This is a genomic window from Leucobacter chinensis (assembly GCF_019049105.1).
Classification (GTDB): Bacteria; Actinomycetota; Actinomycetes; order Actinomycetales; family Microbacteriaceae; genus Leucobacter_A; species Leucobacter_A chinensis.
Map to the genome: position 1 here is coordinate 325,122 of NZ_JAHQZR010000002.1, position 11,352 is coordinate 336,473.

An 11,352-nucleotide genomic window follows, 5' to 3' on the forward strand; every position below is an offset into this window, starting at 1 on the left:
CGGTTTCTCCTATGCGCTCAAACAGTTCGGGCCGAGCAGCCCCTTCAGCTCGCCAAACAGGTCACTCGCAATCTTGACCTGCATCGGTAGTTCGAAGAGCCGAATCGACGTATCGGTATGCAGCCGGAGCGTGACGGGGTGAGGGCCGCGGTGACGCTCGAGCATTGCTTTGAGGTCTTCCATCACCGCCGGCGTCGCACGTGTCTCAGTGAGGGAGATGGTGAGTTCACCACCGTCGTCAATCTGCCCCGTGTCAACGGGTTTCACTCCGTACGCGTGCATGGCCACACCGTCGTCGCGCTGGTTCAGCCGCCCACGAATCGACACGATGACGTCAGGCTGCAGCACGTCTTGAAACTCAAGGTAGGTTTTGCCCATGAACAGCACTTGCATTTCACCGCTAAAGTCTTCGAGGGTCACCATGCCGTAAAGGTTGCCCGACTTCGCAGTGCGGTGCTGCACGCTGGTCAGCAAGCCCGCGAGCGTCACGATTTCACCGTCAATGTCGGCCTCACTCTCGGCGACCTCGAGCACCGTCGTCGAGGCTTGCTTCGCGAGCACGAGTTCAAGGCCCTTCAGCGGATGGTCTGAGACGTACAGCCCCAGCATCTCGCGCTCGAAGGCAAGCTTGTCACGCTTTGACCACTCGGGAGTATCGGGAATACGCGAGTCGATGTTGCTGGTGTCGCCCTCTTCTGCGAACAGGGAGTCGAAGTCGAAACCGAGGTTTCCGTGCTCTGCGTCTTTCTTCTCTTTCGAGGCCTGGTCTACGGCACCCTCGTGAATCTGCAAGAGTGCTCGCCTTGTCGCACCCATCTCATCGAAAGCCCCGGCTTTAATGAGAGCTTCAACGGTGCGCTTTGAGATTGCTTGCTGCGGCACTTTCTTGAGGTAGTCGTGGAATGACTCAAACGACCCTTTCGCTTCACGCGCCTCACGAATACCGGTAACCACGTTTGCGCCAACGTTACGAATAGCGCCCAAACCGAAGCGAATATCGTTGCCGACCGCCGAGAAGTTCGCGAATGATGCGTTCACGTCGGGAGGAAGCACCTGAATGCCCATGCGGCGGCACTCGTTGAGGTACACAGCAAGCTTGTCTTTCGAGTCGCCAACGCTCGTGAGCAACGCCGCCATATACTCACCCGGGTAGTGGGCTTTCAGATAGGCGGTCCAGTATGAAATCACACCGTAGGCAGCTGAGTGTGCCTTGTTAAACGCGTAGTCAGAGAAGGGCAGCAGGATGTCCCAGAGCGCCTTGATCGCTGCCTCTGAGAAGCCGCGATCTTTCATGCCCCCGGCGAAGCCCTCGTACTGCTTGTCGAGCTCCTCTTTCTTCTTCTTGCCCATTGCACGGCGCAAAATATCTGCCTGGCCGAGCGAGAAGCCCGCAACCCGCTGGGCAATCGACATCACCTGCTCCTGGTAGATGATGAGGCCGTAGGTCGTGTCGAGAATGTCCTTGAGCGGCTCTTCAAGCTCTGGGTGGATCGGGGTGATCTCTTGCAGCCCATTCTTTCGCAGCGCGTAGTTCGTGTGGGAGTCGGCGCCCATGGGGCCCGGACGGTACAGCGCGAGAACGGCCGAAATGTCTTCAAAGTTGTCGGGCTTCATAAGGCGCAGCAGCCCACGCATGGGCCCACCATCAAGCTGGAACACCCCGAGCGTGTCGCCCTTTGCCAGTAGCTCGTACGAAGCCCGGTCATCAAGTTCAAGGTGTTCGAGGTCAAGATCTTCGCCACGGTTCAAGCGAATATTTTCGAGCGCATCAGAGATAATCGTGAGGTTGCGCAGCCCCAGAAAGTCCATCTTGATGAGGCCGAGGCCTTCACAGGTCGGGTAGTCGAACTGTGTGACGATCTGCCCGTCTTGCTCGCGCTTCATGATCGGAATGATGTCGATGAGCGGATCGCTCGACATGATCACACCTGCCGCGTGTACGCCCCACTGCCGCTTCAGACCCTCGAGCCCGAGCGCGGTCTCGTAAACGAGCTTGGCGTCAGCGTCTTCGTCGAGAACCGTTCGAAATTCAGCGGCCTCTTTGTACCTGGGGTGCTTCGAATCGGTGATGCCAGCGAGCGGAATGTCTTTGGCCATGACCGCAGGGGGCATCGCTTTCGTGAGCTTCTCACCCATGCCGAAGGGAAAGCCCAGCACGCGCGAGGCGTCTTTCAACGCCTGCTTCGACTTAATCGTGCCGTAGGTCACGATCTGCGCTACACGCTCGTCGCCGTATTTCTCGGTCACATATTTAATAACCTCGCCACGGCGGCGATCATCGAAGTCGACGTCGAAGTCGGGCATCGAGACACGGTCTGGGTTCAAGAACCGCTCGAAGATCAACCCGTGCTCAAGCGGATCAAGGTCGGTGATGCGCATTGCGTAAGCGGCCATTGAGCCTGCTCCCGAACCACGCCCCGGGCCCACGCGAATCCCGTTGTCTTTCGCCCAGTTGATGAAGTCGGCAACGACGAGGAAGTAGCCGGGAAAGCCCATCTGCACGATGACGCCGGTCTCGTACTCTGCCTGCTTACGCACGGCATCGGGGATGCCTTGAGGGTAGCGGTAGTGCAGGCCCTTCTCGATCTCTTTGATGAACCAGGTCTCTTCGGTCTCACCATCGGGAACGGGATACTTCGGCATATAGTTGGCGCTCGTGTTGAAGGCCACCTCGCATCGCTCAGCGATGAGTAGCGTGTTGTCGCACGCTTCCGGTAGCTCACGAAAGAGGTGCCGCATCTCTGCCGCACTCTTCAGGTAGTAGCCGTTGCCGCTGAACTGGAACCGGTTGGGGTCGTTCATTGTCGAGCCCGACTGCACGCACAGCAGCGCCGAGTGCGACTCGGCGTCGGCTGAGTGCACGTAGTGCAGGTCGTTTGTCGCGACGAGGGGAATCGAGAGGTCTTTCGCGATCGCGAGCAGGTCAGTCTTGACCCTGCGCTCAATCTCAAGGCCGTGATCCATAATCTCGCAGAAGTAGTTCTCTTTGCCAAAGAGGTCTTGGAACTCAGCAGCGGCAGCAAGTGCCTCTTTATACTGGCCGAGACGCAGCCTCGTGTGGATCTCGCCAGAAGGGCAGCCGGTCGTGGCGATGAGACCCTTGTGGTAAGTCTGGAGCAGCTCCCGGTCCATGCGCGGCTTAAAGTAGTAGCCCTCAATCGATGCAAGCGATGAAAGCCTGAAGAGGTTGTGCATACCCTCAGTGGTCTCTGAGAGCAAGGTCATGTGGGTGTAGGCACCGGCACCCGAAACGTCGTCGCCTGCCCCGTCGCCCCAGCGCACTCGGGTGCGCTCTGAACGGTGCGTGCCGGGCGTCACATACGCCTCGATACCGATGATCGGTTTCACACCGCGGTCGGTTGCCGTCTTCCAAAAATCGAACGCGCCAAAGGTATTACCGTGGTCGGTTACCGCGACCGCCGGCATGTTCTGCTCGGCCACCGCATCAATGAGGGGCTTAACGCGGGCAGCCCCGTCAAGCATCGAGTACTCACTGTGCGAGTGCAGGTGTACAAAACTTTTTTCGGCCACTCATCCTCCAAATCACGCATCTCAAGGGTACCGCGCCCCACTGACGTTTGCGCTGAGACTACTGTGCGCGAAGGATCTCTAGGGCGTGTTGCAGGTCGTCGGGATAGCCGCTCTCGTACTCGACCCACTCGCCCGTTGCAGGGTGGTCAAACCCCACTTTCACCGCGTGCAGCCACTGGCGGTCGAGCCCAACGAGTTCAGCGATCACAGGGTCACTGCCATACATCGGGTCTCCCACGAGCGGGTGCCGCTGTGCTGACATGTGCACACGAATTTGGTGCGTGCGTCCGGTCTCAAGACCGACCTCGAGTAACGAAGCAGCGCGAAACACCTCGAGTGTGTCATAGTGCGTGATCGAGGGTTTCCCGCCGTGCACGACCGCGAACTTCCACTCATGCTTTGGGTTGCGTGCAATCGGGCCATCGATGGTGCCAGAAAGCGGATCAGGGTACCCCTGAACGACCGCATGGTACGTTTTTTCGACCTCTCGATTACGAAAGGCTCGCTTCAACATCGTGTAGGCGTGCTCACTCTTCGCGACGACCATGAGCCCACTCGTTCCGACATCGAGACGCTGCACGATGCCCTGTCGCTCTGGTTGGCCCGAGGTCGAGATACGAAAACCCGCTCCCGCGAGCGCACCAAGCACCGTTGGGCCACTCCAACCAAGCGATGGATGTGCTGCGACACCGGCCGGTTTGTCGATAACGACGATGTGCTCATCGTCGTGGATGACCGAGAGTTCGGGAACTATGACGGGTTCAATCGTCGGCTCAGCCTTTGGGGTCCACTCGACCACAAGCATGCCCCCAGCGTGCAGACGATCAGATTTTTGCAGTTGCACACCGTCGAGCGTTGCTTGCCCGGCTGCAATCACCTGCTGAGCAAAGACCCGAGAAAAGCCGAGCAGCTTTGCGAGGGCAGCGTCGGCACGCTCCCCCACGAGCCCATCGGGCACGGGAAGATGGCGAAGCTCACTCATCGCTGCTCAAGGCCCATCTCACCGTCGGCATGCGCAGTGTCGGTTGCAGCATCTGCGGCCTTTGATTCATGGGGCTCGCGCTTGCCATCGAACCCCACACCGAAGAGCATGCAAATAAGAAAGAGGCCCATGCCTGAGACAACCGCAATATCGGCGACGTTGTAGATGGCTGGCAGCATCCATGGCGTGTAGACGAAGTCAACCACATGGCCCTGCGCAAAACCGGGCTCCCTGAAGAACCGGTCGAGCACATTCCCGAGTGCACCACCGAGCACGAGGCCTCCGACCACAGCCCACACAGTCGACTGCGCTTTACGTAGGTAGAAGGCGATTACGACGACAACGAGACTCGAAACGATCGTGAAGAGCCAGGTCGCGTTACTCAAGAATGAGAATGCAGCTCCAGAGTTAAACATGAGCATCCACTGCAGAGCCTCGCCGAACACCGGAACCGGAGTTCCCTCGGTGAGGTTGTGCAGTGCCCACTGTTTCGTTACCTGATCAGTGGTAATGACCAAGGCCGCAACGATAACGGCAAACACGGTCCAGCGAGCACGGTAGCGTGGTGCCACCGTGCTCGCTGCCACGTTGTCGTTCGGAGACGCGAGGGGCTCCAAAATACGCGACTAGTTCAGGTTGCCCGGCTTATCGCCGGGTTCTGGCGAACCATCGAGGTTGCGCAGCTGCGCCTCAATGTATGAGCGCAACGTGCCGCGGTATTCGCTCTCGAAGTCGCGAAGGTCGTTGATGCGGTTCTGCAAGTCGAGGCGACGGCCGTTGAGGTCATCGAGCACGTCTGAGCGCTGCTTCTCTGCTTCTGAAACGAGTTCGCGTGCCTTCTTCTCGCCAACTGAGATGAGTTCGTCGCGGGTCGATTCACCCTCGTTGACGTACTTGTCGTGCAGTTCGAGTGCGAGCTGCAGCATTGCGCTCGACTTGATCGCATCGGGATTGGTCGCGCCAACAGCCTCTGCGGTGGCTGCTGCAGGCACCTCGGGAGCAGCGGCAGCCTGCGGCGCTGCAGGAACGGCTGAGACTGGCTGTGCCTGAGCGGCAGCGCGCTGCTCTTCGAGCTGTGCGGTCAGTTCTTCAACCTTGGCACGCAGTTCGTCACGCTCGACCTCAACCTGGCGCAGGTCTTCGCCAATCTTGTCGAGGAAGTCGTCAACCTGATCCATGTCGTAGCCGTCACGGAATTTCGTGATGGCAAACTTCTGGTTCAGAATGTCATCTGAGGTAAGGGCCATGTCCTACTTCTTCTTTCGTTGGGATTTCATGCCAAGCGTTCTGCATATACGCTACCAAATAAATGAGAGAGCAGCGCAATCAGATCGGGTAACGGCACTCGGTTACGGAAGGATTGCGATGATGATCCGGCAGGCAACAATCACGACGATCCACGCAATATCAAGCATGATGTTGCCGATTCTGATGGGTGGAATCACCTTGCGCACGAGCCTCAAGGGTGGATCAGTCAGACGGTAGACGCCGTCAACGAGAATGAGAAAAAAGCCCTTTGGCCGAAAGTCGCGCTTAAGTACAACAACCCAATCGAGAATGAGCCTCGCCCACAAAACGTAGGTGTATATGAGCAGCGCGATCTGGAGACCGAAGCTGATACCGAAAAGAATCGACACGGCTTACTGAGCGGTTACGAAGAAGGAACCTGAGCCAGACTCGTGGCTCACCTGCTCCTGCGGGCCGCTTACTTCGATGTGCTCGGGGCTCAGCAAGAAAACCTTGCTTGTGACGCGCTCGATCTTGCCGCCGAGGCCCATCACGAGACCACTCGAGAAGTCGATGAGACGCTTAGCGTCGTTCTCATTCATTCGTGAGAGGTTCAAGATGACTGGGATGCCCGCACGGAAGTTCTCGGCGACGGTTTGGGCGTCGCTGTACTGCGTGGGGTGCATGGTCAAAATTTCGTTCATCGTCCCTGCTGCTGGCTTCGTGACTGGAGTCACGCGACGCAGAGGCGTGACGGGGGCCTTCGCCTCAGTGGCGACAGGCGCGACCGGCGCACTCTTCTCTTCTTTTGGCGCCTGGTTCTTGGGCTGCTCCACGGGCATCTCTTCGAGTTCTTCTTCGGCAAGGCCGAGAAAGACCATCGTCTTCTTGAGTGGATTGCTCATGGATTTCTCCCTGCGTTTCGTGTCTCGATACTTCGAGCGTAGTGTTAGTAAGCTCTATTTCCGGTGATTGCGCTGCCAATTCTCAGGTGTGTCGCACCCCATCGCAAGGCTTCTTCGAAGTCGTGGGTCATGCCAGCAGAAATCGATGAGGCGCTGGGAGCAAGCGCTTGAACCCGTTCAGAGTAGCCGCGCAAGCGTTCAAATGCCCGCCCCGGCTCTTCATCGAGAGGCGCAACCGCCATGACACCGCGCAGCGTGATTGTCTCGACACCGAGCACGTGCTCGGTCATGCGCTCAAGGTCAGCCGGCTCAACGCCCCCGCGTCCCTCGTCTGCCGTCATATTGATTTGCAAGAATCCATCAATGGGCTGTTCGATTGTCGCCAAGGCGTCAATGACTGCTTCACGGTCGAGCGAGTGGATCGACGAGGCATACTGCGCAGCCTGACGGGCCTTGTTGCTCTGCAACTGCCCGACAAAGTGCCACCGAATGTCGAGGTCTTCAGTCTCGCGGGCTTTTGCTCTGGCCTCCTGGTGGCGATTCTCACCGAAGTCTTTGACTCCAATGCTCGCCAGAGCGCGAACCGTCTCTTGAGGGTGAAACTTTGACACGACGATGAGCGTCACCTCATCTCGCGAGCGGTCACTCTCGCGACATGCCCGCTCAATGCGCTGCTCGATTTCGGCGATCCGCTCGGCGTAAACATGCGCTTCTTCAGTCACAGCAATACCCTTTCTTCGCGTTCGGGCTCAGATACGTTGGCCTATTTGAGGAAATCGGGAATGTCGAGGTCACTGTCATCGCCGCTCACGAAAGCATCATCTTCGGTCGGCGTTGAGGCACTGAGGAGCCCTTCAACAGCCGCATCTCGTGACGAGTCTCCCGTAATTGAAGCAACAACTTCTTCTTCAGCCTCGGCCGCTGCGGTGAAGGGATCAACGTGAATGCCTCGACGGCCACGCTCGACTTGCGGCTCAGCCACGGCTTTATTGTCGTCAAAGCCTGCCGCAATGACGGTCACGCGCACCTCATCGCCGAGTGTGTCATCGATGACCGTACCGAAGATAATGTTTGCTTCGGGGTGCACGACCTCTTGCACGAGTGATGAAGCTTCGTGAATCTCGTGCAGCGCAAGGTTCGATGAGCCCTGAATCGAGAGCAGCACACCGTGCGCACCCTCAACCGAAGCCTCAAGCAACGGTGACGAAACAGCGAGCTCAGCCGCCTTGATCGCGCGGTCAGCACCGCGCGCCGAGCCAATACCCATGAGCGCCGACCCGGCACCCTGCATGACCGATTTTACGTCGGCGAAGTCAAGGTTAATAAGACCGGGGGTCGTGATGAGATCAGTGATGCCCTGCACACCGGCGAGCAGCACCTGGTCAGCTGCGGCAAATGCCTCAATCATGCTGATACCGGGGTCGGTAATTTCAAGCAGTCGGTCGTTTGGAACGACGATGAGGGTATCGACCTCTTCACGCAAAGCTTCAACGCCTGCATCGGCCTGCGCCGACCGACGCTTACCCTCGAAGCCGAAGGGGCGCGTGACAACACCAATGGTGAGAGCCCCAACCGACTTAGCAATGCGAGCGACAACGGGAGCCGCACCGGTTCCGGTACCGCCTCCCTCACCCGCGGTCACGAAGACCATGTCAGCGCCCGAGAGCGCCTCTTCGATCTCGTCAGCGTGATCTTCAGCAGAGCGCCGCCCCACCTCGGGGTCTGCCCCGGCTCCAAGCCCACCGGTAAGCACTCGCCCGATGCCGAGCTTAACGTCGGCCTCGCTCATGAGCATGGCCTGAGCGTCAGTGTTGACCGCGATAAACTCGACGCCGCGAAGCCCGAGTTCGATCATGCGGTTCACCGCATTGACGCCGCCGCCGCCAACGCCGACGACCTTGATAATGGCGAGGTTGTTCTGGGTGGACAAGTTCGTCTCCGCTCTTTCTGCAACCTTAAACCTCAACTAGAGGGTTAAAGTATATGCTGCGTATACCTTTATGCCTTCACGGTACGGCGTGATGCCCGAAGGCTCAGCACGACACACCGATGAGACAACTTTTTTGCTGAAACATTGAGATTCGACGCTACCCCGCAGGAATGTACACGGGTGCGTCAGGCGAAGAAACATCGATACTTTGCAATGCCACGTCACCGAGCGCCGTGAGCATCGCTTCGAGAACCGCAGATTTTCTCGCATTATTTGCCGAGTCGCCCCACAAGACCGGCACACCAGACCCCAGCGTAACCTGCACCTGCTGCGGGGTTTCTGCGCTGATCTCAGTGATGCGGTTTCGCGTCACCTCGGGCATCGCGCTCAATACGGTCGCCATGGCCGTAAACGCATCAGAGCTAAAGTCGGTTCCGACGCCACGCACCAGAGGAATGCCCTCTGGCCGTTCGGCCTGTGGCACCACGTCTATGCGAACTCCAGATGCATCAACGAGCATGACTTCTTCGTTCTGTGGCACGGCAACAACGGGCACGCGCTCTTGAACAACAACCGCAAGGGTGTGCGGCGGAATCTTCTCAACTTCAAAGCTCTGCAAAAGCGTGAGCCCCTCAAGCTTCTCATGCACCGAATCATCGGTCACGAGCGCGAGCGGCCGACCTTTCACCCCTTCGAGCGCATCGATGACTGCAGCCTCGGGCACGCGATCTACCCCACGCACCTCGATAACCCGAACTGACATAAGCGGCGTAAATACCCCGACGAGCACAGAGAGCACAAGAATGCTTACTGCGCTCAACGCGATGAGTTGCCTCCGTCTCCTTAACCGCTGATGATGCGAGAACCGTAAGCGCTCGTGACGCTCGCGTTTTTTCCGGCCACGTTCTGCGGCCCGAGCTTCTTTCTTTGCCTCACGGTACTGGGCATCAGCAGCACGACGGTCAGTGAAAGCCTCGAGCTGAGAGCTTGCCTTGCCCCTGAGGCGCGAACCTCCGGCGGGCACGATCGAGACCGTTGGCTGGGCGTCTTCATCTTCGGCCCATGCGCTCTCATTTGCATCAGTGTGAGCTTCACTGTCGCCCAACCGTGCGTCAAAGGCTCCAGCGTCGAGGTCGTCGTCAAGACTTGGCAGCTCACCAAACCGATCGAAACGCACCGAAGTTGCACTTAAAAGCTGCACCGTTTCAGCCGTTGTCTCGTCGTGCTCCACACCGGCATCTCCAGGGGCAATGCTCGGCGCCTCGGGCTCGCCCGCCGGCTCCGCTTCCCTCGGTTCTTCGTGATCACGAGGCCGTGGCCACTCGCCCGGGGTTCCTTCTGAATACCGAAATCCCTTAGGCCGTTTCACAGGGCGCCCCTAGGCAAACTTTCGCTCGAGCGATTCAAGCAACTGCGGAATGATCTGGTACACCGTGCCGCAGCTCATCGTCACGCACACGTCACCGGGCCGCGCGATCTCAGCAAGGTGCTCGGCAGCGCCCTGCCACTCAGGCTGGAACGACACCTTCGTTTCGTCGCGAAACTTCGAGCTCACGATCTCGCCGGTGACGCCCTCAACAGGGTCTTCGCGGGCAGCGTCGATCGCGAGCACGAGCGTGTAATCGGCGTTCTGCTCGAGCACGTTGGCGAACTCCTGCGCGAACATCTGCGTGCGGCTAAAGAGGTGAGGCTGGTGGATCGCGATCAATCTCCCCTCACCTACCACTGGCCTGATCGAGCTGAGCAGCGCCTCGACCTCGGTCGGGTGGTGGGCGTAGTCGTCGTAGACCCGAACGCCCGCGACCTCGCCGTGAAACTCGAACCGGCGCCTCGTTCCCCCGAACGATGCCACCGCGGCCGCAGCCTCTTCGAGAGTGAAGCCGAGCGTGAGCAGCACACCGACAACACCCGCAGCGTTGACGGCGTTGTGCCTGCCGTAGACCGACAGACCGGTAGTCGCGCGCTGACCGTCGTACTCGAGCGTGAGCCGAACCGTGTCGGTGTCGTCGATATCGACAACGCGCAGGTCGCAGCCCTCGCTCTCGCCAAACGTAAAGACCTTCTTGGCATCGAGCCGCGGCAGAATCTCGCGGGTTCCGGCGTCGTCGCCCGAAATGACGATGCGCTCGCGAGCACCGTCGGCGAACTCGACGAACGCGTCCATAAACGCCTCGCGACTGCCGTAAAAATCAAGATGCTCAGGGTCAACGTTGGTAATGAGCGCGATCGCCGTGTCATAGAGCAGGAACGACTTGTCTGACTCGTCTGCCTCGAGCACAAAGAGATCGTCGTCGCCGTGCGCCGCGCTCACGCCGAGCGATTCGATGACACCGCCGTTCACGAATGAGGGGTCACGCTTCAGCTCATGCAGCGCGTTGACTGTCATACCGGTGCTCGTGGTCTTCCCGTGAGCCCCAGCAACGGCGATCGTTCGCTTGCCGCGCGACAACCACGCGAGCGCCTGCGAGCGGTGCAGCACCGGGATGTTGTTTCGAAGCGCATACTGGTACTCAGGGTTGTCCTGCCACAGCGCGCCGGTCACGACGAGCGTATCTGCCCCGTGCGCGTGCTTCTCGTCGTGCCCAATGCCAATCGAGATGCCGAGCTCCTGAAGCGCCCTGGTGTTCGCGTTCTCGCTTCGATCTGACCCACTCACCTGAACACCAGCGGCGTGTAGCATTCGCGCAATACCGCTCATGCCCGATCCGCCGATGCCAACGAGGCAAACGTTACCGAGCGATTCGGGAATCGTGACGTTCAGGTCAGGGTAGATCATG

Annotated in this window: 10 protein-coding genes; all 10 read right to left on the bottom strand. The window is 59.1% G+C overall.

Going from position 1 to position 11,352, the window contains the following annotated elements; all coding sequences use genetic code 11:
• Window positions 1-9 precede the first annotated feature (9 nt).
• The 10 genes from dnaE to murC all read right to left on the bottom strand — a co-directional run bounded on the left by dnaE (window position 10) and on the right by murC (window position 11,351).
• A complete protein-coding gene (dnaE, locus tag KTJ78_RS03515; RefSeq protein WP_254259354.1) occupies window positions 10-3,483 on the bottom strand; it encodes a DNA polymerase III subunit alpha in 3,474 nt (1,157 codons plus the stop codon).
• 106 nt (window positions 3,484-3,589) lie between these two features.
• Window positions 3,590-4,513 (bottom strand): RluA family pseudouridine synthase, encoded by a 924-nt coding sequence (locus KTJ78_RS03520; protein ID WP_217132617.1) that lies wholly within the window; start codon window positions 4,511-4,513, stop codon window positions 3,590-3,592.
• A complete protein-coding gene (gene lspA / locus KTJ78_RS03525) occupies window positions 4,510-5,100 on the bottom strand; it encodes a signal peptidase II (protein WP_369807956.1) in 591 nt (196 codons plus the stop codon). The genes KTJ78_RS03520 and lspA overlap by 4 nt, the downstream gene beginning before the upstream one ends.
• A gap of 39 nt (window positions 5,101-5,139) precedes the next feature.
• On the bottom strand, window positions 5,140-5,760 hold the full coding sequence (locus tag KTJ78_RS03530; RefSeq protein WP_217132619.1) for a DivIVA domain-containing protein: 621 nt from the start codon (window positions 5,758-5,760) through the stop codon (window positions 5,140-5,142).
• Between the two features lie 102 nt (window positions 5,761-5,862).
• On the bottom strand, window positions 5,863-6,150 hold the full coding sequence (locus KTJ78_RS03535) for a YggT family protein (protein WP_217132621.1): 288 nt from the start codon (window positions 6,148-6,150) through the stop codon (window positions 5,863-5,865).
• Window positions 6,151-6,153: 3 nt separating this feature from the next.
• Window positions 6,154-6,645, bottom strand: a complete 492-nt coding sequence (locus tag KTJ78_RS03540; RefSeq protein ID WP_217132623.1) for a cell division protein SepF — start codon at window positions 6,643-6,645, stop codon at window positions 6,154-6,156.
• A gap of 44 nt (window positions 6,646-6,689) precedes the next feature.
• Window positions 6,690-7,367 (bottom strand): YggS family pyridoxal phosphate-dependent enzyme, encoded by a 678-nt coding sequence (locus KTJ78_RS03545; RefSeq protein ID WP_369807957.1) that lies wholly within the window; start codon window positions 7,365-7,367, stop codon window positions 6,690-6,692.
• Window positions 7,368-7,408: 41 nt separating this feature from the next.
• The gene (gene ftsZ, locus KTJ78_RS03550; RefSeq protein ID WP_254259313.1) at window positions 7,409-8,575 is read right to left on the bottom strand and encodes a cell division protein FtsZ; all 1,167 of its coding nucleotides are present in this window, start codon (window positions 8,573-8,575) and stop codon (window positions 7,409-7,411) included.
• A gap of 157 nt (window positions 8,576-8,732) precedes the next feature.
• Window positions 8,733-9,944 carry a cell division protein FtsQ/DivIB gene (locus tag KTJ78_RS13855; RefSeq protein WP_217132627.1) on the bottom strand — a complete coding sequence of 404 codons (1,212 nt, stop codon included), beginning with the start codon at window positions 9,942-9,944 and terminating at the stop codon, window positions 8,733-8,735.
• 9 nt (window positions 9,945-9,953) lie between these two features.
• Window positions 9,954-11,351 (bottom strand): UDP-N-acetylmuramate--L-alanine ligase, encoded by a 1,398-nt coding sequence (murC, locus tag KTJ78_RS03560; protein ID WP_217132629.1) that lies wholly within the window; start codon window positions 11,349-11,351, stop codon window positions 9,954-9,956.
• Window position 11,352: the final 1 nt, after the last annotated feature.